20 protein-coding genes are annotated in these 22,348 nt (G+C 69.9%); 5 read left to right on the forward strand and 15 right to left on the reverse strand.

Going from position 1 to position 22,348, the window contains the following annotated elements; translation table 11 throughout:
• Positions 1-16: 16 nt before the first annotated feature.
• From BQ2383_RS14165 to BQ2383_RS14175, 3 genes are all read left to right on the forward strand, one after another.
• On the forward strand, positions 17-877 hold the full coding sequence (locus BQ2383_RS14165) for a spermidine synthase (protein ID WP_091035302.1): 861 nt from the start codon (positions 17-19) through the stop codon (positions 875-877).
• 142 nt (positions 878-1,019) lie between these two features.
• On the forward strand, positions 1,020-1,547 hold the full coding sequence (locus BQ2383_RS14170) for a hypothetical protein (RefSeq protein WP_029261824.1): 528 nt from the start codon (positions 1,020-1,022) through the stop codon (positions 1,545-1,547).
• A gap of 47 nt (positions 1,548-1,594) precedes the next feature.
• Positions 1,595-2,083, forward strand: a complete 489-nt coding sequence (locus BQ2383_RS14175; RefSeq protein WP_091035305.1) for a SprT-like domain-containing protein — start codon at positions 1,595-1,597, stop codon at positions 2,081-2,083.
• A 7-nt stretch (positions 2,084-2,090) separates the two neighbouring features.
• Here the strand turns inward: BQ2383_RS14175 and BQ2383_RS14180 are convergent, their stop codons facing one another.
• The 13 genes from BQ2383_RS14180 to BQ2383_RS14240 all read right to left on the reverse strand — a co-directional run bounded on the left by BQ2383_RS14180 (position 2,091) and on the right by BQ2383_RS14240 (position 18,276).
• Positions 2,091-2,513, reverse strand: a complete 423-nt coding sequence (locus BQ2383_RS14180) for a DUF3054 domain-containing protein (protein WP_091035308.1) — start codon at positions 2,511-2,513, stop codon at positions 2,091-2,093.
• Between the two features lie 59 nt (positions 2,514-2,572).
• The gene (locus tag BQ2383_RS14185; RefSeq protein ID WP_091035310.1) at positions 2,573-3,232 is read right to left on the reverse strand and encodes a 2-phosphosulfolactate phosphatase; all 660 of its coding nucleotides are present in this window, start codon (positions 3,230-3,232) and stop codon (positions 2,573-2,575) included.
• 18 nt (positions 3,233-3,250) lie between these two features.
• Positions 3,251-4,711, reverse strand: a complete 1,461-nt coding sequence (locus tag BQ2383_RS14190; protein WP_091035312.1) for an ABC transporter permease — start codon at positions 4,709-4,711, stop codon at positions 3,251-3,253.
• Complete coding sequence (locus tag BQ2383_RS14195) at positions 4,708-5,469, reverse strand: ABC transporter ATP-binding protein (protein ID WP_091035316.1); 762 nt, start codon at positions 5,467-5,469, stop codon at positions 4,708-4,710. Before BQ2383_RS14195 ends, BQ2383_RS14190 begins: the two co-directional genes overlap by 4 nt.
• Positions 5,470-5,577: 108 nt before the next feature.
• Positions 5,578-6,213, reverse strand: a complete 636-nt coding sequence (locus BQ2383_RS14200; RefSeq protein WP_091035319.1) for a response regulator — start codon at positions 6,211-6,213, stop codon at positions 5,578-5,580.
• Positions 6,210-7,388: a sensor histidine kinase gene (locus BQ2383_RS14205; protein WP_091035323.1), complete on the reverse strand. Its 1,179-nt coding sequence runs from the start codon at positions 7,386-7,388 to the stop codon at positions 6,210-6,212. The genes BQ2383_RS14200 and BQ2383_RS14205 overlap by 4 nt, the downstream gene beginning before the upstream one ends.
• Before the next feature lie 86 nt (positions 7,389-7,474).
• Positions 7,475-12,658, reverse strand: coding sequence for an Ig-like domain-containing protein (locus tag BQ2383_RS14210; protein ID WP_140403365.1), 5,184 nt, complete (start codon positions 12,656-12,658; stop codon positions 7,475-7,477).
• 214 nt (positions 12,659-12,872) lie between these two features.
• Entirely contained in the window at positions 12,873-13,664 is a 792-nt protein-coding gene (locus tag BQ2383_RS14215) for a methyltransferase domain-containing protein (protein ID WP_091035328.1), read from the reverse strand.
• A gap of 5 nt (positions 13,665-13,669) precedes the next feature.
• A complete protein-coding gene (locus tag BQ2383_RS14220) occupies positions 13,670-14,746 on the reverse strand; it encodes a hypothetical protein (RefSeq protein ID WP_091035331.1) in 1,077 nt (358 codons plus the stop codon).
• Between the two features lie 27 nt (positions 14,747-14,773).
• Entirely contained in the window at positions 14,774-15,928 is a 1,155-nt protein-coding gene (locus BQ2383_RS14225; RefSeq protein ID WP_091035333.1) for an AMP-binding protein, read from the reverse strand.
• 13 nt (positions 15,929-15,941) lie between these two features.
• Positions 15,942-16,862: a 1,4-dihydroxy-2-naphthoyl-CoA synthase gene (locus BQ2383_RS14230; protein ID WP_091035886.1), complete on the reverse strand. Its 921-nt coding sequence runs from the start codon at positions 16,860-16,862 to the stop codon at positions 15,942-15,944.
• Positions 16,863-16,946: 84 nt separating this feature from the next.
• Entirely contained in the window at positions 16,947-17,942 is a 996-nt protein-coding gene (locus tag BQ2383_RS14235) for a permease prefix domain 1-containing protein (RefSeq protein WP_091035336.1), read from the reverse strand.
• Between the two features lies 1 nt (position 17,943).
• Positions 17,944-18,276, reverse strand: coding sequence for a PadR family transcriptional regulator (locus BQ2383_RS14240; protein WP_091035888.1), 333 nt, complete (start codon positions 18,274-18,276; stop codon positions 17,944-17,946).
• 239 nt (positions 18,277-18,515) lie between these two features.
• On the opposite strand from BQ2383_RS14240, the gene BQ2383_RS14245 reads away from it, so the two are divergent.
• Complete coding sequence (locus BQ2383_RS14245; RefSeq protein ID WP_091035339.1) at positions 18,516-19,499, forward strand: o-succinylbenzoate synthase; 984 nt, start codon at positions 18,516-18,518, stop codon at positions 19,497-19,499.
• A gap of 36 nt (positions 19,500-19,535) precedes the next feature.
• Here BQ2383_RS14245 and BQ2383_RS14250 read toward each other — a convergent pair whose 3' ends face one another.
• Entirely contained in the window at positions 19,536-20,162 is a 627-nt protein-coding gene (locus BQ2383_RS14250) for a helix-turn-helix domain-containing protein (protein WP_091035341.1), read from the reverse strand.
• 78 nt (positions 20,163-20,240) lie between these two features.
• On the opposite strand from BQ2383_RS14250, the gene BQ2383_RS14255 reads away from it, so the two are divergent.
• Positions 20,241-21,680 (forward strand): MFS transporter, encoded by a 1,440-nt coding sequence (locus BQ2383_RS14255; protein WP_140403366.1) that lies wholly within the window; start codon positions 20,241-20,243, stop codon positions 21,678-21,680.
• Here the strand turns inward: BQ2383_RS14255 and BQ2383_RS14260 are convergent.
• Positions 21,667-22,290 (reverse strand): TetR/AcrR family transcriptional regulator, encoded by a 624-nt coding sequence (locus tag BQ2383_RS14260; protein WP_091035346.1) that lies wholly within the window; start codon positions 22,288-22,290, stop codon positions 21,667-21,669. The genes BQ2383_RS14255 and BQ2383_RS14260 overlap by 14 nt on opposite strands.
• Between the last annotated feature and the right edge of the window lie 58 nt (positions 22,291-22,348).

Genomic DNA, 22,348 nt, shown 5'->3' on the forward strand with positions numbered 1-22,348 from the left:
CGCGTAGGCTCGGGCCATGGGCCGAAACCGATCGCGCGACGCCGAGCATCCGCAGGTCCGCCTGGACCACGGCGGCATCGCCAGTATCGTGCCGTCGGAGTTCACCACCGGGTTCGAGCTCATCGTCGACGACACCCCGCAGTCGCACGTCGACCTCGATGACCCCACGCACCTGCACTTCGAATACATCGTGCGCATGGGCGCGGTGATCGATCAGCTGGCGCCCGGGCCGCTTACGGCCGTGCACCTCGGCGCCGGCGCCCTCACGATTCCGCGCTATATCGACGCCACACGACCCGGCTCCCGCCAGCAGGTCATCGAACTCGAAGCGCCGCTCGCCCAGCTGGTCCGCGAGCATCTGCCGCTGCCGAAGGGCGCGGCCATCCGCATCCGCATCGGCGACGCACGGGAAGGGGTGAGCCGGCTGCCGGGCGCCCTGCAGGCGAGCTGCGACCTCGTGGTCTCGGATGTCTACTCCGGAGCGCAGACGCCCGCCCACCTCACAAGCGTGGAGTTCTACCGCGAGCTCTCCGGCCTGCTCGCGCCCGGAGGTGTGCTGCTCGTGAACGTCGCGGACGGCCCGGGCCTCGCCTTCGCCCGCCGCCAGGCCGCGACGATCGCCGAAGTGCTGCCCGAGATCGGCATCCTCGCCGATACCCAGGTGCTCAAGGGGCGGCGCTTCGGGAACCTCGTGATCGCGGCATCCGCTTCTCCGCTGCCGACCGAGTGGCTGCCGCGGATGCTGGCGGCCGGCCCGCATCCCGCGAAGATCGCGCAGGGGGCCGAGGCCGCGGCCTTCCTGCAAGGCGCACGGGTCGTCACGGATGCCGATGCGGTCGCATCGCCTCGCCCCGACGCCTCGCTCTTCCTGCGCTGACCTCGACGGGATCGATCGAGCGCGGCCCGACGCCGACCGCGCCGCGGTATGTCGCAGCTCGGATGCGCCGACCAGGGCGCGCCGCCCCGACGAGCGCTCGACCGGAAGGCAGACTGGACGGGGACGCTGCGGAAGGAGAGCAATGAGTTTCATCCGGGGATACGACCAGGAGACGCTCCGCGAAAAGGTCGATCTCGACGAGTGCGCGACGCGTCTCGCCGAGATCGAGTCGCAGCGCAGCCTGCCCGCTCTGCTCGAGCGCGTGTGGTTGCTGAAGGTGCTCGACCGTCTGGACGAGGCACTCGTGCTGGCCGACGAGACCGTGCGCCAGGCGCGCATGGCCGGCACCCGTAAGGATGTTCTGCGCGCACGAGTGCTGCACGCCACGATCCTGCAGTATCGGGGTGCACACGCCGCCGCCGAACAGGAGCTGGCCACCTGCGCGACCGAGGCCGAAGGCCAGCGCTGGCTGTCGATCGCGGCATTCGCGTATCAGCACCACGGCAAGAACGCTTACGAGGCCGGCGACTACGAGACAGCGCGGGAGAGCTTCAAGCAGTCGCTGTTCCTCCGGCGGGAATCCGGCGCAGAGGACCGGGAACTGGAGACCGTTCTGCTGGCGATCGAGGCCGCTGAGCGTCGCCGTCCGTCGCAACTCGTCGCGGGCTGAACCCGTGCTGCGACGACGATGTCGGTCGCAGGGCATAATCTGGGCGCATGGCGGAACTCGACCGTGTGCGCGTCTGGGGCGAAGCACTGATCACGCTGCATCTCGATGACAGCTGGACCTTCGGGTTCGACCATGCCAAGCGCCGGGCCGGACAGTGCGATTACACGAAGAAGCGCATCACGGTCTCGCGCTACCTCGCCGCCCGCTTCGAAGACGACGACATCCACCAGGTGCTGCTGCATGAGGTCGCGCACGCGCTCGCCGGACATGCAGCCGCACACGGCCCGGCATGGAAACGCGTCGCGCGGGAACTCGGCTACGTCGGCGGCACGACCCATCACGGCGAGACCGCTGTCGAACTCGCACCGTGGGTGGGACAGTGCCCATCCGGGCACGTGACCTACCGGCATCGGCGGCCGACGAGGGCCACCTCCTGCGCCCGCTGCTCACGCACGTTCGATGCCAGGCATGTGTTCGCGTGGACCCGTCGCGAGATCCCGTCCGACGTGCGTCTCGCCGCTCAGATGCCCCGCTGACCGCTGCTCAGCGCGGCAGGTCGTCGGGGTACTCGTCCTCGAGCGGGACGGAATCTGCCTGCGCCTCCGCGGCAGCGCGGCGTCGACGCAACAGTGCGGTGATCGCCCGCCAGCCGACCAGGAACACACCGAGCACGATCGTGGCCACGATGATGAACGGCACCTCGGCGGTGTCGCCGCTGAGCACGCGGATGAGCATGCCCCCGGCGACCGTCACGACCCAGACCACCGTGCCCCACAGCACCGACCACGGCCGACGGGGCCTGGCGGGGAGCAGAGCCGCGAGAACATGGCCGATCGCCAGAGCGATCAGGAACGGCCAGGCGGTGAGCAGGAACCCCGCCGGATTCTCATCGTGCGAGGCACGACCGATCGCGGCGAAGACGAGCACGAGCACGATGTCGACGATGACGGCGGGGAGGTACCTCATGCCACGACCCTACGTGGCGATGGCCGAACCATCGTCTCCCGCGCGGCGTCAGACGGAGATCACTCGAACCTCGTGAACAACCCCTCGCGCAAGACGGGAACCACGTCGACGGCGTCGAGCACGGCGGCATCCGTCGTCGATGTCGGCGTCAGGCCGGATGCTTCGATACGAGCGGTGGACGCCACACCTTCGGCGAGCTCACGTCCCGACCCGCTTGCGCCGATCATGTGCCGCAGCGCGCCGCGGAGAGCACGGAATCCCTCGGCGGCGACCGCCGCATCCGGCGAGGTGTGATCGATGCCCCGATCCGAGAGCGCCAGGACGATGGCGCCCGCGCCGAGCTGATCCTCGACCGCGAACCGCGGCACACCGGCGGCATCGGCCTCTCCCGCCGCGATGACCGCGACCGACGTGCGCGCCTGCCGACGCTCCTGCACGGTCTGCACTGCGCGGGCGACAGCAGTGGCGTTGCGGATGCCGCCGACGAGGACGATCGCATCCGGGGATGCCGCGGCGGCGACCGCTGCGCCGTTCCGCGACCATCCCTCGGCCTCCGCCAGAACCACCTCGGTGTCGCCGACTGCGGCATCGATCACGGTGGACGAGAATCGCAGGACATCCACGACCACGACGATGTCGGCGGGTGCGAGACGGGCGAGACCCGCGGTGCCCCAGTCGAGACGAACCTGGTACGTGGACTGATCGAACGGCGACGGCATCCGACCAGCCTAGAGCCGTCAATCCGCAGCGAGCGCCTCGACCGGAGCCACCCGAGTGGCCAGGCGCGTGGGCGTGGCAGCCGCGACCAGCGTGAGCACCGCTGTGGCGACGACGATGATGACGATGGGTATCCACGGGACCTGCGGGGCCACGAGCCCGGCAGGAGTGAACTCCGGCAGGGTCGGAACGGAGCCCAGCAGCGACTGCGCCGCGATCCACCCGTACACGATGCCCAGCACGAGGCCCGTCAGCGTCGCGGCCACCGTGATGTGCGTGGCCTCGAGCAGCACCATCCGCCGCACCTGCCGGTTCGACAGTCCGATCGACCGCAGCAGACCGAGCTCACGGCGACGCTGCACCACACCGATCGTGAGCAGGTTCACGAGGCCGACGGCCGCGATGACGGCGGAGACGGCGACCAGCACCATCATGACCGCGGCGAACGCGTCCATCGGCGCGAAGAACTCCTCCGGCACCTCCCCGGTGACCTGGCTCATCATCAGACGCTTGGCGGACTCGAGCGCGACGGCGAACATCGTCACCAGAGTCACCCCCATCACCACGCCGATGGCCATGCGGGACGACCGTTCCGGATAGCGCAGCGCGTTTTCGGCCGCGAGGCGGGCAGTCGCGCTCGAGCCGAACATCCGCCCCACCAGGCGAAGCACCGGCGGCATGAACAGCACGGATCCGAGAGCGAGCCCCGTGAAGGACAGCACACCCCCGAAGAAGGCGATGACGACGCCGAGCGGAGTCAGGAGCCCGACGACCACCCCGGCGGCGAGTAGCACGGCTCCGGCGATCAGCAGGATCCACGCGCCCACGTGCCGGCCGGGTTTGCCCGACACCTCGTCGTGGGTCCGCTCGACCGATCCGCCCAGTGCCTGCAGCGGGGTCACCGAGAGTACTCGCCGAGAGCCGGCCCACGCCGCCGCCCAGGTCGTGAGTGCGACACCGATCGCGGGCAGCGCGACGAACGGCTGCGCGAGCGAGAAGGATGCCGGGGCGTTGTCGATCAACTGCGCCCCGATCTGCACGCCGATCACCGCCAGCACGAGTCCGACGAGCAGACCGATCGCGGCGCCGAGCAGGCCGACGACGAGACCCTGCCTGCCGACCTGAGCCCGCTGCGAACGTGCGGTCGCCCCGATCAGACGCATGAGCGCGATCTGGCGCGTGCGTCCGGCGATGATCGTCGAGAAGGTGTTCGCCGTGACGATCGCGGCCACGTACATGGCGACCACGGTGAGCAGCACCGACAGCAGAGCGACCACGAACGCGAGCGTCTCACTGTCGCCGATGAAGGGGTCGGCCTGTAGGACCGCCCCGATGTAAGCCGTGATCTCGACGAGGAGCACACCGAACGCGGCCGACAGCGCGGCGACGAGGATGCTGGCGCCCATGCCCCGGTCTCGGAGCCACGCCAGTCGAGGACCGGTCGCCCGCGTGTCGGGGATGACCGCGGCGACGGCGGTCATGCCGCCACCTCCGCGGCGAGCATGTACGCCGAGATCTCCTCCGCGGTCTGACGCGGGTGGTCGGCGACGATCTTGCCGTCACCGAGGTAGAGCACGCGGTCGGCATGGCTCGCCGCGATCGCGTCGTGGGTCACCATCGCGATGGACTGCCCATGCTCGCGGCTCGCGGTGGCGAGCAGGCGCAGCACCTCGCGCCCGGTCTTGGAATCGAGGTTGCCGGTGGGCTCATCCGCGAACACGAGGTCGGGGGCGGTCGCCAGGGCGCGGGCGATGGCGACACGCTGCTGCTGCCCGCCGGACAGCTGATGCGGACGGTGGTTGAGGCGCGAGCCGAGTCCGAGCGTCTCGATCAGTCCGTCGATGCGCGCCCGCTCGATCGCGCTCGGCCGGCGGCCGTCGAGCTCGAACGGGAGCATGATGTTCCCGAGCGCGTCGAGCGTCGGCACCAGGTTGAAGGCCTGGAAGATGAAGCCGACCCGGCGGCGGCGCAGGATCGTCAGGTCGATGTCGCCGAGACCGGTGATCTCGGAGTCGCCGATCCACGCGCGCCCCTCCGTCGGGCTGTCGAGCCCCGCCATGATGTGCATCAGGGTGGACTTGCCCGAGCCCGAGGGGCCCATGATCGCGGTGAACTGTCCGCGGCGGATGCCGACGCTGACGTCATCGAGCGCACGGACGGTGCCTTCGCCCGAGCCGTAGGTCTTCTTCAGGTGCTGGACGCGGGCGGCGAGCCCCAGGTCGGTGGTCGTGATCTCCATACCTTCGACGCTATTTCCGCAGCCCCGCGCCGGTCATCGCCCGCCCGGAGCATCCGCATACATCGGAGGGATGATCCGCACTCGACCATTCGCTGGTCGCCTGGACGGTCAGGCGAGGCCGTGCTCGAAGGCGAAGACCACCAGCTGCACACGGTCGCGCAGCGCGAGCTTGGTGAGGATGCGACTGATGTGCGTCTTCACGGTCGCCTCGCTCAGGAACTCCCGGCCGGCGATCTCGGCGTTCGACAGCCCCCGGGCAGCGAGCGCGAAGATCTCCTTCTCCCGGTCGGTGAGCGTCGTGTACTGCGGCGGGACGGGCTTCGGCGCCTCGGCGAAGTGGGCGAACAGATCGCGCGTCGCCGAGGCCGCGATCACGCTCGACCCGGAATGCACGGTACGGATCGCGGCGAGCAGGAACTCCGGATCGGCGTCCTTGAGGAGGAAGCCACTGGCGCCCTGCCGGATCGCCCGAGCGGCAGCCTCATCGAGGTCGAACGTCGTGAGCATCACGATGCGGGGCGGCTCCGGCCGGGTGAGGATCTCGGCGGTCGCCGTGAGACCGTCCATGACCGGCATCCGGATGTCCATCAGCACCACGTCGGGCCGCGTGGCACGGACGACTTCGAGCGCTTCCTGTCCGTTGCCGGCTTCCCCGACGACTTCCAGGTCGGGTTGTGAGGCGACGAGCATGCGGATGCCGGCGCGGAAAAGCGCCTGGTCGTCGACGAGCACGACTCTGATCATTCGGATGCTCCGATCGGAAGCGAGGCGTGGACGACGAACTGAGCCCCTCGGAGCTCGGCTTGCAGACTACCGCCGACGAGCTGTGCCCGCTCGCGCATGCCGATGACCCCGTGCCCACCGGGTGCGACCATCGTCTCCCGCTGCACCGTGTTCCGCACGTCGATGTCGACCCGATCGGCAAACCAGGCCAAGTGCACGTCGACGGCGCCGTCGCCGTGGCGGATCGCATTCGTCAGCGCCTCCTGAAGGATGCGGTAGACGGCGAGCTGGATCGCCCCCGGCGGCTCCCCCGGAGGCATCGGGTCGACGGTGACCCGCGGCTCGATCCCTGCCTGCCGCACCTGCGCGAACAGGGCTTCGAGGTCAGCGAGCGTGGGCTGCGGGCCGTCGCCCTGCCGGTGCCGGAGCTGGGTCAGCAGCATGCGCACGTCGCTCAACGCGCCGCGCGCTGTCTGCGCGATCGTTCCGAGCGCCTCGGTCGCCATCTCTGGTTTCGCCGCAGCCGCGTATCGTGCGCCGTCAGCCTGCGCGATGACGACGGCCAGGGAGTGCGCCACGATGTCGTGCATGTCGCGGGCGATGCGCACGCGCTCCTGCTCCTCGACGGCGAGCGACTCGGCCTGCAGCTGAGCGGCTCGGGTGCTGCGCGCGCGCAGCACGACCCGCCACAGCAGGCCGCAGACCCACGCGAACCCGAGCGCCATGACGGAAACGATGAGGAGGAGCGTGCCCGTCGTCACCTGCTCCCATCCGGTGCCGACGCCGAAGGCGACGCCATTGACGACCACCATGTAGAGGGCGGCGACGAGCCCACCGGCGAGCGCGGAGGCGAAGCCCCACCAGAGCACCCGCCGCGTGCCCCACGCGGCCGTGGCGTAGAGGATGAGCAGGATGGCGAAGTCGATCGGCAGCGGGCCGAACCCGGCGATCATCTGCAGGATCGCGCCGGCCCACGCGGCGGCCAGCGCCCAGCCCGGCGCGAGGCGGCCGATCGCCACGCCGCCGAACATCAGCACGGCAGCGAAGACCACCGCCACGACCGATATGCCTCCGATCGCCGTGTTCCCGGTGCCCGGCCCGTAGAACACGAGGGACGTCGGCATCAGGACGAGGAAGAGCAGCGTCGCCCCGACGATGTCGAGCGCGAGCGCCGTGCGGGAGAGTGGCCGGATCACTCCCCCACGCTACGCGAGCGCACCGCACGGAAACATCCGTCCGTGGATGTATCCGTGCGGTGTCGTACGCGGGCGAGGATCTCCCGTCAAGCGGTCGAGGAATCGGATTCCACGGGCGCCCATCGCCTCGAGCGCAGGAGCGCCGCCCCGCCCATCAAGAGCAGAAGGGCTCCCAGGGCGATAGGCGCAGAGCTGTCGGCACCGGTGGTTCCCAGCGTGCCGCTGCCCCCGCCGGACGGCTGCGGGACGTACGGCGTCACGGGAGCGATCGTGGGCGTCGAGACGTTGCCTGCCGCATCGATGACCGTGATGGTGACCTCCTGCGGGTCGGCAGGACCGGACGACGTGCAGCTCCACTCCGGCACGACCACAGCGGTGCGGCACAGTTCCGTGCCGTCCGGCGCAGTGACGACCACGGTCGTCCCCGGCTCGCCGGTGCCCGAACAGGTGATCGTGAGATCCGCGTTCTGGACACAGACCGGGTTCAGGACCGGAGCGGGCGGCACCGTGTCGACGACCACGTCGATGGGATCGCCCGCGGTCGTGTTCCCGGCGGGGTCGGTCGCGGTCGGCGTGATCGTGTTCGTCCCCTCCGGCAACGGATCGGTCGGGGTGCAGGACCACGCGCCGTCGACGACGGTGGTCGTGCAGAGCACGGTGCCGTCATCGTCGGTCAGAGTGATGGTGTCGCCGTCATCACCGGTACCCGTGAAGGTGGGCGTGGCATCCGTCACTGCAGCGCCATCCGCCGGGCCTGTGATCACCGGGGCCGTGGGGGCGACCGCGTCCACGGTCAGGTCGATCGGGTCGCCCGCCGTCGTGTTCCCCGCCGGGTCCGTCGCCGTCGGCGTGATCGTGTTCGCGCCCTCCGGCAACGGATCGGTCGGGGTGCAGGACCATTCGCCATCGACGACGGTCGTGGTGCAGAGCACGGTGCCGTCACCATCGGTCACGGTGATCGTGTCGCCATCGTCACCGGTTCCGGTGAACGTCGGCGTCGCATCCGTCACCACAGCACCATCAGCCGGACCGGTGATGACCGGAGCGGAGGGGGCCACGGTGTCCACCGTGAGATCGATCGGATCGCCCGCCGTGGAGTTACCTGCGGGGTCAGTCGCCGTCGGCGTGACAGTGCTCGCACCTTCCGGCAGCGGGTCGGTCGGTGTGCAGGACCACGCGCCATCGACCACGGCGGCCGTGCACAGCACGGCCCCGTCACCATCGGTCACCGTGATCGTGTCACCGTCGTCACCGGTTCCGGTGAACGTCGGCGTCGCATCCGTCACGACAGCACCATCAGCCGGCCCGGTGATCGCCGGCGCCGACGGGGCCTCCGTGTCGACCGTGAGATCGATGGGATCGCCCGCCGTGGAGTTACCCGCCGGGTCTGTCGCCGTGGGCGTGATCGTGTTCGCGCCCTCCGGCAGCGGATCGGTCGGCGTGCACGACCAAACGCCATCGACCACGGTCGCCGTGCACAGCACCGTGCCGTCATCGTCGGTCAGAGTGATCGTGTCGCCGTCATCGCCGGTGCCCGTGAAGGCGGGAGTCGCGTCCGTCACCACAGCGCCGTCAGCCGGGCCGGTGATCACCGGAGCGGAGGGGGCCACCGTGTCCACCGTCACGTCGATCGGGTCACCCGTTGTGGGGTTGCCCGCGGGATCGGTCGCCGTCGGCGTGATCGTGTTCGTCCCCTCCGGCAGCGGATCCGTGGGCGTGCACGACCATTCGCCGTCGACGACGGTCGTCGTGCAGAGCACGGTACCGTCATCGTCGGTCAGAGTGATCGTGTCCCCGTCATCACCGGTACCCGTGAACGTCGGCGTCGCCGTGTCCACCACGTCACCATCCGCCGGCCCCGTGATCACGGGTGCGGTGGGGGCTACCGTGTCCACCGTCACGTCGATCGGATCGCCCTCCGTCGTGTTCCCGGCCGGGTCCGTCGCGGTGGGCGTGATCGTGTTCACGCCTTCCGGCAGCGGATCGGTCGGCGTGCACGACCAGGCGCCGTCGACGACGGTCGTCGTGCACAGCACCGTGCCGTCACCATCGGTCACCGTGATCGTGTCGCCATCGTCACCGGTGCCCGAGAAAGTCGGCGTCGCATCCGTCACCACAGCACCATCCGCCGGGCCAGTGATGACCGGAGCGGACGGGGCCACCGTGTCGACCGTCAGGTCGATCGGGTCGCCCGCCGTCGTGTTCCCCGCCGGGTCCGTCGCCGTCGGCGTGATCGTGTTCGTCCCCTCCGGCAACGGATCGGTCGGAGTGCACGACCATTCGCCGTCGACCACGGTCGTCGTGCACAGCACCGTGCCGTCGTCATCGGTCACGGTGATCGTGTCACCGTCATCACCCGTACCCGTGAAGGTGGGCGTCGCCGTATCCACCACATCACCCTCCGCCGGCCCGGTGATCACCGGGGCAGACGGAGCTTCCGTGTCCACGGTCAGCTCGATCGGAGTACCGTCCGTCGTGTTCCCTGCCGGGTCGGTCGCTGTTGGCGTGATCGTGTTCACGCCTTCCGGCAACGGATCGGTCGGCGTGCAGGACCAGGCGCCGTCGACCACGGTCGTCGTGCAGAGCACGGTGCCGTCACCGTCCGTCACCGTGATCGTGTCGCCGTCATCACCCGTTCCGGTGAACGTCGGAGTCGCATCCGTCACCACCGCACCATCAGCCGGGCCGGTGATCGCTGGAGCCGACGGAGCCACCGTGTCGACCGTGAACTCGATCGGGTCGCCCGCGGTAGCGTTGCCGGCCGGGTCCGTCGCCGTCGGCGTGACCGTGTTGGTCCCTTCCGGCAGCGGATCAGTCGGCGTGCACGACCACGCACCGTCGACCACCGTCGTCGTGCACAGCACCGTGCCATCACCGTCGGTCACGGTGATCGTGTCGCCATCATCCCCAGTACCGGTGAACGTCGGCGTCGCATCCGCCACGACATCGCCATCCTCGGGACCCGTGATCACCGGGGCCGACGGGGCGACCGTGTCCACGGTCAGATCGATCGGGGTACCCGCCGTCGAGTTTCCGGCCGGGTCCGTCGCGGTCGGCGTAATCGTGCTGGTGCCCTCCGGCAGCGGATCCGTGGGCGTGCAGGACCAGGCGCCAGCCGCCACGGTCGTCGTGCACAGCACGTTTCCGTCACCATCGGTGACGGTGATCGTGTCGCCGTCATCCCCAGTGCCGGTGAATGTCGGCGTCGCGTCCGTCACCACATCGCCATCGGCGGGGCCAGTGATCACCGGCGCGGACGGCGCCACCGTATCCACCGTCACGTCGATCGGAGCACCCGCCGTCGAGTTCCCCGCAGGGTCGGTCGCGGTCGGGGTGACCGTGTTCGTGCCTTCCGGCAGTGGATCGGTCGGGGTGCAGGACCACTCCCCATCGACCACAGTCGCGGTGCAGAGCACGGTGCCGTCACCGTCCGTCACGGTGATCGTGTCACCGTCATCGCCTGTGCCGGTGAACGTCGGTGTCGCCGTGTCCACCACATCGCCATCCGCCGGGCCCGTGATCACGGGAGCGGTGGGGGCTACCGTGTCCACCGTCACCTCGATCGGTTCTCCCGGGGTGGAGTTCCCCGCCGCGTCCGTCGCCGTCGGCGTGATCGTATTCACGCCTTCCGGCAGCGGATCAGTGGGTGTGCAGGACCACGCGCCATCGACCACAGTGGCCGTGCACAGCACGGTGCCGTCGTCATCCGTCACGGTGATCGTGTCGCCGTCATCACCCGTGCCGGTGAATGTCGGCGTGGCATCCGTCAGCACCGCACCATCCGCTGGACCAGTGACCACCGGCGCCGAAGGGGCCACCGTATCCACCGTGAACGCGACGGGTGCACCCGTCGTGCTCGTGCCGTCGATGTTCGTCGCCGTCGGCGTCGCCGTCGCTGCGCCTTCGGGCAATGCCGTCGTGGGCGTGCACGACCAGGCACCGTCCACCACGGTCGTCGTGCAGAGCACAGCACCGCCGCCATCGCGCACCGTGATCGTGTCGCCATCGTCTCCGGTGCCCGTGAAGGTCGGCGTGGAATCCGCTACCACGTCACCGTTCGCGGGTCCCGTGATCACCGGCGTCGACGGCGAGGGGACATTCACGGTGATCGCATTGCCGGCGAACGCCTGGCCGTTGACCACGGTGTACGGCTGCACGACGTTGGCGCCCACGGCGAGATCCGACGTCGACGTGCAGCTCCACGTCCCCGCCGCGGTCACCGTCGCTGTGCAGAGCACCGCGCCCGAATCGTCGCGCATCTCGACCACGTCGCCCGGTGTTCCCGTGCCGGAGAATGCCGGTCGAATCGGAACCGTCGCTCCATCGGCGGGACCGGTCACCACAGCTGCGGCACCCCACTGGAGTCGCACGGTCCCATTTCCGCCGCTCGCTGCAGCTCCGCCGCCGGATGCTCCTCCACCCAGTGTCAGCGCCGCGCCGACCACACCAGGAGCCGCAAAGCCTGACCCGCCGCCGCCTCCGCCGTCGCCGATACCCAGCAGAGCCAGACACCGACCGCCACCGCCCCCGTAGTAGCCGCCACCGCCGCCACCGCCGCCGTCGATGCTCAAATTCGAAGCGCCCCCACCGACACCTCCCGCATATTGCGTCCCCGCCGCCGGAGCACCAGCCGTACACGCACCCGTCCCCGCTGCTCCGCCCGCAGTCTGGCTACCGCCGCGTCCGGTTTCGGCTAGCCCTTCTGCGGGCGCCGGGGCTCCCGCGGTGCCTCCTCCGGCGCCTCCGGCGGAACCGGCCGCACTGCTTCCTCCGGGTGCACCACCTCCACCGCCTGCGATGAGCAAGGGAGTGACGCCGTACCCGCCTTGCCAGATCGCGCTCATGCCTCCACCGGCTCCACCAGGACGCACGTTTCCGGTGGCCGCGCCGCCACCGACGGCGCCGCCGCCGTAAGTCGGAGCCCCCTGCAACGGCGCACCGCCCTGGCCGACGGTGACCGTGAGAGATGCTCCGGGCGTGACGGATAGGACGCCGACCGCCTGTCCGCCCGCGCCTCCGCCCTGCGTGCCCTGACCCGCGCCCGCCCACTGGCCCCCGCCGCCGGCACCCGTGAGCGTGGCGCTCACCTGCGTGACGCCTGTGGGGACGGTGAAGGTCTGGTCGCCGCCGCTGTAGGTGAAGTCGACGCAATGCACGTACGCGCCCGTCGGGACACACGCGACCTCCGCTGCCGAAGCGGATTCCGACCCGCCGAAGCCCGCGGTCAACGCCGACGCCACGCCGAGGAGCAGCGCCAGAGTCGCAGCCATCTTTCGTGGGGCCGCGGTACGAGGGGCCGCAGTGGCCACGGCAGCCCGGCGAACCGGACCTGTCCCGCGAGTGATCCGCTTCATTGCTCTTTCCCCTCAACTGTTCCGCGCTGGGGCACACGTAACGATCGAAGAGTATTACGACACTCAGCGGAAACATAGGGTTACCGGAAAAATACCGATATAATGCGCCGCGCCCGGCACGGGCGTCTTGTCAGACGCGGGCGAGGATCTCGCCGTGCGGCACGAGGTACCAGCCGTCGCCGTCGTCGGCCCAGCGCTTCCACGCATCGCTGATCTCCTGCAGATCCGCAGGAGTCGCCATGTCACTGTCCACCAGCTGCCGCGCGAGTGCCGACTCGAGGATGCGGTCGGCCCACATCCCACCCCACCAGGCGCGCTCAGCCGGCGATGCGTAACACCAGGTGGATGCCGTCGCGGTCACGTCATCGAAACCCGCGGCCCGCGCCCACGCCAGCAACCTGCGCCCGGCATCCGGCTCGCCGCCGTTCGCACGCGCCGCCGCCTGGTACAGCGCCAACCACCTGTCGAGCTCGGGCAGGACGGGGAACCAGATGAAGCCCGAGTAGTCGGCATCGCGGGCTGCGACGAGTCCGCCGGGAACGGTCACCCGACGCATTTCGCGAAGCGCCTGCACCGGGTCGCCGACGTGCTGCAGAACCTGGTGCGCGTGTACGACGTCGAACGAGTCATCAGGGAAGCTCAGCGCGTGCACATCCTCGACCGAGAAGGCGAGGTTGCTCAGGCCGCGTTCCTCGGCGAGGCCACGCGACAGCGACAGGGCGTTCTCGTCGATCTCGGTGGCGGTGACATGCCCGACGGCCCCGGCGAAGTCGACGGTGATCGTGCCGGGGCCGGCCCCGACATCGAGGAGCCGGGTCGTGTCCGTGAGGTGCGGACGGAGGTAGGCGGCGGAGTTCGCGATGTCGCGCACGTTGTGCGAGCGGAGAACTGATTCGTGGTGTCCGTGCGTGTACGAGGCCATGCGTTTCAGTCTGGCAGAGCGGCCAGACCGGCCAATTCCCGCACTCTGTCGACCACCGGCGTCACCGTGGACGTCGGCATGTCGACGAGGATCTCACCGATGCGCAACGGCGACGCGCGCTGGCGCGCCCCGACCGCGAGGATCCTCTCGATCGCGTCGGCATCCGCCCCGATCAGGTCGTCACCGGCGAGCACCGCGCCGTCCGCTCCTTCCGCCCTCCGGACAGCGTGGCCGCGGCGCGTGCGATCGTCGGCATCGAGTCGGAAGAACCGGACGTCCGCTCGCGGGAAGGCAGCGTGCACGTCTTTCGGCGAGCTCTCGAACGGCGCGACCGCGATCACGGTCTTCGCCCCCACCTCAGCGAACACCGCCTGCAGCACCGCTGCGGCCGCTGCTCCGTCCACAGGATCGGCATTCCACACGAAGCTCAGTTGGGCGCCATCGAGGAACCCCGTGCGCTCGCCCCCAGCCCATTGCGTGCGAGCCAGCTCCCAGCCGACATGTGAGGCACCGGCGCACCTCGGACCGGTGATCCAGATGACTCGACCGGTCGCATGCGCTTCGAAGAATACGACGTCGGATGCCACCTCCGCCCCGACTGCCGGCCGCGCGATCACTGCCTGCACCGACTCCTCGATGGTCGACCGCTCGGTGTCCAGACGTTCCCAGGCGGGGTGCGCGGCGCTCGCCTCCTCGGTGCCGGCCGCGAGCGCGGCATCCACCTGTTCGCGTTCCCACCGCCGGGGAGCCAATCGTCTCCGTCTCGTCTCCTCACCCGCATCCAGCCACAGGGAGAGCGTCGGATGCCCGTTCACCGGGGGCGGTTGAGATGGATCGGCGACTCCGGATACGACGAGGCGCTCGACGCCCGCGTCGCGGAACCGCACGGCGAGCCGGGCGAGCGCCGTCTCCTTCAAGGCCCAGCGGTCGCGGTCATCGGACGGAGCGGGGTAGCACATGCCGAGCTGATCGATATCGAGGTACCCGGTCGGCACTCCGTCGGATGCGAGACGCTCGGCGACAGCCCACGCGACGGTGCTCTTTCCCACACCCGGCGCTCCGGCCAGCCGCAGCACATCCATGCGACTCAGTCTGGCAGTGGATCGCACTCAGTGCAGGTCGGCGACGGCCCGCCGGATGGCCTCGCGATCGGGCTTGCCCGACGCCAGGACATCCATCTCGTCGACCAGGATCAGGCGGGAGGGACGCGCGTGCTTGCCGAGTTCTTCGGCGACAGCGTCACGGGCCTGAGTGAGTTGCTCAGACTCGCTCCGCCTCAGTACCTCACCACGCGCGGCGACGATCACGGATGCCTCGCCCCAGTGCTCGTCCTCCACGCCGACCACGACGGCCTCGTGCAATCCCGGGACCCGCCGGACGATCCGCTCCACCCGATCGAGGGAGATGTTGATGCCGCCCGACACGATCACGTTGTCGGCTCGGCCGTGCACGCGCACCACGCCGTCTTCGACCAGACCGAGATCGCCCGTGCGATACCAGCGGATGCCGTGCTCGTCCCGCACGAAGGTGCGGGCGCTCAACGAGGCGTCACCGAGATACCCCTCGGCAAGCATGGGGCCGGCTATGCGCAACTCCCCCTCGACCGTGCGCACGCCGACCGTGTCGAGCGGCACGCCGTCGTAGACACAGCCACCGCTGGTCTCCGTGGAGCCATAGGTTCGGACCACCCGTACACCCAGGTCGGCCGCGCGCTCGCGAAGCGGCTCCGGCAGCGACTGTCCGCCCACCAGGATCGCCCGGTACGCCGTCAGCGCGGCACGCACGGCCGTGTCGTCGGCGGCGTCGAGCAGCGTCGCGATCTGTGCGGGGACGAGCGAGGTGTAGAGGTCGGGAATCCCTGTCCCCGACGACGGACGCATCATCGCGAGTGTCGCCTCGGCGAAGGACGCGGGAGAGAATCTGCCGTCGATGACGGCCGGCCGAGTGCCCGCGAGGATCGACCGCACGATCACCTGCAGCCCCGCGACGTACCCGGCGGGCAGTGCGAGCAGCCAGCGCCCGCTCCCGATCCTCGCCGCCGTGGCTTCGGCACTCGCGCGCAGCGCCTCACCGCTCAGGGCGACACGCTTGGGTATGCCGCTCGATCCGGAGGTCGCGATCACCGCCGCGATGCCGTCCGCCACGTTCTCGGGCGCACCGTCCAGCATTCCGAAACCCAGCGCCGGTCCGCCCTCGAGCGCGCGCTGCAAGGCGTCCCGCAGCACATCCGGATCTTCGGCATCCGTGGGGGTCAGGGCGGTCATGCGGGTCTCCGGCTCAGTAGTGCCAGGGGAACGACGACCAGTCGGCGTCCCGCTTCTCGAGGAAGGAGTCGCGACCCTCGACCGCCTCGTCCGTTCCGTAGGCCAGACGGGTCGCCTCACCGGCGAACACCTGCTGACCGACCAGGCCGTCGTCGACCGCGTTGAAGGCGAACTTCAGCATGCGGATCGCCGTGGGCGACTTCGTGAGCACGGTGCGCGCCATCTTCAGCGCCTCGCGCTCAAGCTCGGCGTGCGGCACGACGCGGTTCACGGCACCGGCCTCGTAGGCACGCTGCGCCGAATACTCCTCGGCCAGGAAGAACACCTCGCGGGCGAACTTCTGCCCGGTCTGCCGTGCCATGTATGCGGAGCCGTACCCGGCGTCGAAGCTTCCCACGTCGGCATCCGTCTGCTTGAAGCGGGCCTCTTCGGCCGAGGCGATCGTGAGGTCGCACACCACGTGCAGCGAGTGCCCTCCGCCGGCAGCCCACCCGGGAACGACCGCGATGACGACCTTGGGCATGAAGCGGATGAGCCGCTGGACCTCGAGGATGTGCAGGCGTCCGACCGCCGCGCGGCTCGCACCGTCGACGATCGCCGTCTCGGCATCCGAGTACTTGTACCCGTCGCGGCCGCGGATGCGCTGATCGCCACCCGAGCAGAACGCCCAGCCGCCGTCCTTCGGGCTCGGACCGTTTCCGGTCAGCAGCACCGCTCCGATGTGCGCATCCTGCCGAGCGATGTCGAGCGCGCGGTAGAGCTCGTCGACGGTGTGCGGGCGGAAGGCGTTACGCACCTCCGGACGGTTGAAGGCGATGCGCGCGACTCCGCCGTCGTGCGAGACATGCGCGGTGATGTCGGTGTAGTCCTCGGCGCCGGGCGCGAGCACCCATTCGGCCGGGTCGAACAGATCGGAGACGAATGCGCTGGTCACGGCATCCACCCTATTCCTCGCCCGCCCCCGGCCACGGAGGAAGCGCCGCCCCGACCGGGACGGCGCTTCCTCGATCGCGCGTGGTCAGCGACGCCGAGCGCGGACCGTCTTGATCCAGCCGTCGACGATGTCCCAGCCGACGCCGAGCGCGACACCGAATCCCAGCAGCACGGCGAGGATGCGGAACACCCCGCCTTCGTCGGCCGACTCGGCCTGTCCTGCCGCGAAGCCCTCACCGCCGGCCGCGGTGACCTGCGCCACGAACTCCGGGTTCACCAGGTCACCGGTCAGCAGCGGGACGAGCACCCAGGCGAGGAATGCGACGGCGAGGATCGTGTTCGTCACGGCCAGCCCCGTGGTCCAGCGGCCCCTGCGGTAGAGCACGACCGCGAACACGGCCTCTGCGGCGATGAGCAGGAACAGGACGCCGATCCCCCACGGCCACAGCTGCGGGTTCAGGATCGGCAAGGTCTCGCCGTCGACGTGGACGAAGCCGCGGTAGCGATCCCAGAGGAGAGCACCGATCGCGATACCGAGGAAGACGAGCGACGCGATCAGCTCGCTACGCCCCACTCCCTTCTCCGTCGGCTCCGGCAGCTGGTCGAGATCCCACTTCTCGATCGCCGTCGTGCTGTTCGAACGCTCGAGGATGACGAAGACGAGCGTGGTCCAGAAGCAGATGTGGAGGATTGCCCCGCCGGTCGCCACGATCGACGTCGAGATGATCTCGCCCAAGGGGGCACCGGAGATGGTCTGCCCCAGTGCGACGCCGCCGAGGACGCAGACCGGAACGATCATCAGCAGCAGCTTGAGCATTCGCCACCAAGTCAGATAGAAGCGCGGGCCGAGGAGGTACAACGGGCGATCCGCGTACCCGGCGGCCAGCACCCCGGGGTCGCCGAGCTCGGTGAGGACGGCACGTTCGGCGTCTTCCGGCGCCTCCCCCTGCTCGAGCCTCGCCTCGATCGCATCGGCGATGGAGGCTTCGAGCTCGGCACGGACATCGTCCTGCGCCTCAGGTCGGAGGCTGCGGATCGTCGCGCTGATGTAGCGCTCGGTGAGAGTGGCTGTCGTGACCATGTCAGTTCTCCTCTGCTGTGAGGGTGGTGATCGCGGTGGTGAGCGACCGCCATTCGTCGGTGAGGGTGTCGGCGAGGCGGATGCCGGCATCCGAGGTGCGGTAGAACTTGCGGGGCCGGGCCTCGTCGGTGTTCCACTCGCTCGTGAGGTACTCCTGCTTCTCGAGCCGACGGAGCAGCGGGTACAGCGTGTTCGCGTCGGTCGCGAATCCTCGTTGCTCGAGCTGCTCGAGCAACGAGTATCCGTAACCCGGCGTGCGCAGCAGCTGCAGGCAGGCGAGCACCACGGTGCCGCGCCGCAGTTCCTGCAGGTGCGTGTCGAGCGTCTCGTTCATGTCGATCACATTACTGTGCGTCACACACCATTGTCAATCGCACATCTATGCCTGACCTACCCCCTCCCCCTCGGGATCGCCGAGCGCACGGCTTCTCGTCGAGCGCACGGCTTCGTGGCGTCTACAAGCCGTGCGCTCGGCAGCAAGCCGTGCGCTCGGCAGGGGGCAGGGGGCGGGGCGGGGCGACTCACCCGGAAGACGAGCGGCGCGCGGACGCTTCCACGGAGCAGAATGGGCACATGATCCCGCCGCTCGCAGACCTGATCGACTCGGCCAGGGTCGTCGCCCTCCCGATGCACAGCCGCTTCCGCGGCGTGGAGGTGCGGGAGGCCCTCCTTTTCGAGGGGCCGGAGGGATGGGCGGAGTTCTCGCCGTTCACCGAGTACGAGGATGCCGAGGCTTCGACGTGGCTCGCTGCGGCGATCGACTTCGCGTGGCGCGAGCAGCCGGCGCCGCTGCGTGACCGGATCGGTGTGAACGCGACGATCCCCGCGGTGGAAGCCGCCCGCGTCGCCGAAATCCTGGAGCGGTTCTCCGGATGCCGCACCGCCAAGGTCAAGGTCGCCGAGCCTGGTCAGAGCCTCGCCGATGACGTGGCGCGGATCCGCGCCGTGCGTGAGGCGATGGGGCCGGAGGGACGCATCCGGGTGGATGCGAACGGCGCCTGGAACGTCGACGAGGCCGAACACGCCGTCCACGCCCTGGGCGAGTACGACCTGGAGTACGTGGAGCAGCCCTGCGCGACCGTGCCGGAGCTGGCTGATCTGCGCAAGCGGGTCAAGTACATGGGCATCCCGGTCGCCGCCGACGAGAGCGTGCGCAAGTCCTCCGACCCGCTCGCCGTCGCCCGCGCCGGTGCGGCCGATCTGCTCGTGATCAAAGCCCAACCACTCGGCGGTATCACGCACGCACTGCAGATCGTCACCGCGGCGGGGCTCCCGGTCGTGGTCTCGAGCGCACTCGACACGGCGATCGGCCTGTCGCAGGGCGCCGCACTGGCCGCAGCCCTCCCGACATTGGACTACGACTGCGGACTCGGCACCGCCTCACTCTTCCTCGACGACGTGGCCGACCTGCGTCCGGTCGACGGCTCGATCCCGGTAGGCCGCGTGACGCCCGACTCCGAGGCACTCACCCGCCTCGCAGCATCAGACGAGCGTCGCGAATGGTGGCTCGCCCGACTCGCCCGCTGCCACTACGAGCTGTCGACCGCCGCGAACTGAACCGATACGGGCCGGCGCGCGACATCCCACCGGAGGTCAGTGCGTCTCTCCCACCTCGCCGAGCATCTCGGCGAGGTGACGCGTCGCAAGGTCAGCAGCCCGCGGGCCATGGTCGCCGTCCGCGCCGAAGATCGTGAGGATCTCCGCATCCTGCTCACCGTCGGCGCCGAACCAGTGCGGCGTTCGGGTGTCGAACTCCGCGACCTCGCCGGCTTCGAGAATCACGTCGCGGTCCCCCACGATGAGGCGGATGCGGCCGGTGAGCACGTACATCCACGATGACCCGTCGTGCGCGGTGAGCTTCGGCTCCGACGCCTCCCGCGGCACGAGGATCTTCCACGCATGCCTCTCCCCGGGCTGGCGGGTCAGCGCGACCACGGTGCGGCCGTTGACCCTCCGCGGGCGCAGCCGCACCCGTGGGTCGCCGGTCTCCGGAGCGCCGACGAGGTCGTCGAGCGAGACGCGGTACATCCGCGCGAGCGGCAGCAGCAGCTCGAGGCTCGGACGTCGCTGACCGGTCTCGAGCCGTGACAGTGTGCTCTTCGAGATCCGGGTGGCTGTGGCGACTTCGGTCAGCGTGAGGCCGCGGCGAGCGCGCAGCGACTGAAGACGGGGACCGATCTGCTCCAGCGTCGCGTCGAGGACCGATTCCTGTTGTTCCATGGCTTTATAGGACCACGGGCGTCCCGGTTTCGGCAACGCGGGTTGCTGGTCGAGCGTTCCGCGATCGATGCTGAGGACATGACGGAGACTTCCACCCCCACGCCCCTCCTGCGCGCGGGCACGGCCGGGCTCGCCCTCAGCGTCCTGGTCGCATCGCTCGGGACCAGCGCCGCGAACGTCGCGCTCCCCACGATCGCCGCGGAACTCGACGGCACCTTCGCGCAGACGCAGTGGGTGGCTCTCGCATACCTGCTGGCGATGACGGCGACGAGCCTCACGGTGGGACACCTGGGCGACCTGCTCGGCCGGCGTCGGGTGCTGCTGCTCGGCATCGCGGTCTTCACGATCGCGGCCGCGCTGTCTGCGATCGCGCCGACCCTGTGGATGCTGATCGCCGCCCGCGCACTGCAGGGCATCGGCGCCGCCGTCATGATGGCGCTCCCCCTGGCGCGCGCCCGCGACCTGGTCCCGCCGGATCGCCTGGGGCGCGTGATGGGCCTGCTCGGCACCACGGCAGCGGTGGGGACCGCCTCCGGCCCGGCGCTCGGCGGTCTCCTGATCACGGTGGCGGGTTGGCCGGCGATCTTCGCCGCCATGGTGCCGCTCGGACTCCTCGCCGCAGCCCTGGCGGCCGCGACCGGCGCGGAAGCACGGCACAGAGGCAGCCCCCGTCGCGGCTTCGACCTTCCGGGCATGGTCCTGCTGACGGTGGCCGTCGCCCTCTACACGCTCGGCGTCACCGCACCGGGCGATCAGGCCTCGTGGCCGACGCTGCCACTCGTCGGCGGAGCCGTCGCCGCCGCCGTGCTGTTCATGATGCGCGAGCGTCGCGCGAGCCACCCGCTGCTGCCGCCGGTACTGCTCAGGAGCCGCAGCATCTCGCGCGGCGCGATCCTGAACCTCATCGTCGGCACCGTCATGATGAGCACCCTCGTGGTGGGCCCCTTCTTCCTCGCGGGCGCGCTGCACCTGCCACCCGCGGCGATCGGCGTCGTCATGGCGGCCGGACCACTCGCTTCGATCTGCACCGGCGTGCTGGCCGGACGCGCGGTCGACCGGTTCGGCACGCACCGGATGACATCGGTCGGACTCGGCGGGATGCTCCTCGGGGCGCTCGCGCTCGCCCTGCTGCCGGCCTGGTGGGGGCTGCCGGGATACGTCACGGGCACCGTGCTGCTCGCTCCCGGTTACCAGTTGTTCCTCGCCGCCAACAACACCGGCGTTCTGAACTCGACCCCCGCCGACCGTCGCGGGGCGGCCTCGGGCCTCCTGGGACTCTCCCGCAATCTCGGTCTCGTCACCGGCGCCTCTGTGCTCGCCGCGCTGTTCGCCGCAGCATCCGGTTCCGGCGAGATCGCCGCCGCCTCCCCGGACGCGCTGACCGCTGCGCTCCGGACGACGTTCCTCGTCACGGCCGCGCTCCTGGCGGCCGGCGCCCTGCTGTCGCTCGCGCCGAATCGCGCCCGATCGAGCGATTCCGCGCCCGATGCCCCGGCGACTCGCGCTACGACTCGATGATCAGCTGCACGAGCCGCCCGAGCTGCTCGCTGCCCGCCTGGCGCAGCTGCGCGTCGTCCTGGCCGGCCATCGCCCCGCGCACGGTCATGCCCTCCCAGAGGATCATGAGCATGCGTGCTGCAGTCTCGGCCGGCAGGCGCAGCTTCAACGCACTGACCGAGACGATGTCGTCGATGATCTGCGCGATGCTCGACACCATCTCGCTCTCCTGCGCGAGGTACGCCTCGCCGAACTTCGCGTCGCGCAGAGCCCGGATGCGGATCTCACTCAGCAGCATCACGCCCAGGCGGTCGTCGCCGCCGAGCTCCATGATCTGCTGCACGAGCTCGATCGGATCGCACCCCTCGACCAGGGCACCCTCCGCCGTCAGTTCCTCGACCCGGGTGCGAACTCCGCTCACGCGCACGTCGGAGACGCTCGCGGCGAGCATGAGGAACAGCTCGTCCTTGGATTCGAAGTTCGAGTAGAACGCGCCGCGGGTGAATCCGGCTCGCTCGCACACGGCCTCGACCGAGGCGCCGTCGAGACCGACCTCGGCGAAGACCTGCGCGGCGGCCTCGAGCAGACGGGCACGCGTGTTCTCACGGCTGCGGGTTGCGGGTGTCGACATCGAAACCTCCTGACCCTTCACTCTCGCACGATTCACACCCGGCACACAGATTCCGACG

Source organism: Microbacterium oxydans (genome assembly GCF_900095745.1).
Taxonomy (GTDB): Bacteria; Actinomycetota; Actinomycetes; order Actinomycetales; family Microbacteriaceae; genus Microbacterium; species Microbacterium oxydans_B.

Coding starts and splice junctions, on each gene's coding strand:
- BQ2383_RS14210 (WP_140403365.1), bottom strand. CDS start 12,658: ATGGCTGCGACTCTGGCGCTGCTCCTCGGCGTGGCGTCGGCGTTGACC.
- BQ2383_RS14170 (WP_029261824.1), top strand. CDS start 1,020: ATGAGTTTCATCCGGGGATACGACCAGGAGACGCTCCGCGAAAAGGTC.
- BQ2383_RS14245 (WP_091035339.1), top strand. CDS start 18,516: ATGATCCCGCCGCTCGCAGACCTGATCGACTCGGCCAGGGTCGTCGCC.
- BQ2383_RS14225 (WP_091035333.1), bottom strand. CDS start 15,928: ATGACCGCCCTGACCCCCACGGATGCCGAAGATCCGGATGTGCTGCGG.
- BQ2383_RS14190 (WP_091035312.1), bottom strand. CDS start 4,711: ATGACCGCCGTCGCCGCGGTCATCCCCGACACGCGGGCGACCGGTCCT.
- BQ2383_RS14180 (WP_091035308.1), bottom strand. CDS start 2,513: ATGAGGTACCTCCCCGCCGTCATCGTCGACATCGTGCTCGTGCTCGTC.
- BQ2383_RS14200 (WP_091035319.1), bottom strand. CDS start 6,213: ATGATCAGAGTCGTGCTCGTCGACGACCAGGCGCTTTTCCGCGCCGGC.
- BQ2383_RS14175 (WP_091035305.1), top strand. CDS start 1,595: ATGGCGGAACTCGACCGTGTGCGCGTCTGGGGCGAAGCACTGATCACG.
- BQ2383_RS14215 (WP_091035328.1), bottom strand. CDS start 13,664: ATGGCCTCGTACACGCACGGACACCACGAATCAGTTCTCCGCTCGCAC.
- BQ2383_RS14255 (WP_140403366.1), top strand. CDS start 20,241: ATGACGGAGACTTCCACCCCCACGCCCCTCCTGCGCGCGGGCACGGCC.
- BQ2383_RS14250 (WP_091035341.1), bottom strand. CDS start 20,162: ATGGAACAACAGGAATCGGTCCTCGACGCGACGCTGGAGCAGATCGGT.
- BQ2383_RS14165 (WP_091035302.1), top strand. CDS start 17: ATGGGCCGAAACCGATCGCGCGACGCCGAGCATCCGCAGGTCCGCCTG.
- BQ2383_RS14260 (WP_091035346.1), bottom strand. CDS start 22,290: ATGTCGACACCCGCAACCCGCAGCCGTGAGAACACGCGTGCCCGTCTG.
- BQ2383_RS14185 (WP_091035310.1), bottom strand. CDS start 3,232: ATGCCGTCGCCGTTCGATCAGTCCACGTACCAGGTTCGTCTCGACTGG.
- BQ2383_RS14195 (WP_091035316.1), bottom strand. CDS start 5,469: ATGGAGATCACGACCACCGACCTGGGGCTCGCCGCCCGCGTCCAGCAC.
- BQ2383_RS14240 (WP_091035888.1), bottom strand. CDS start 18,276: ATGAACGAGACGCTCGACACGCACCTGCAGGAACTGCGGCGCGGCACC.
- BQ2383_RS14220 (WP_091035331.1), bottom strand. CDS start 14,746: ATGGATGTGCTGCGGCTGGCCGGAGCGCCGGGTGTGGGAAAGAGCACC.
- BQ2383_RS14235 (WP_091035336.1), bottom strand. CDS start 17,942: ATGGTCACGACAGCCACTCTCACCGAGCGCTACATCAGCGCGACGATC.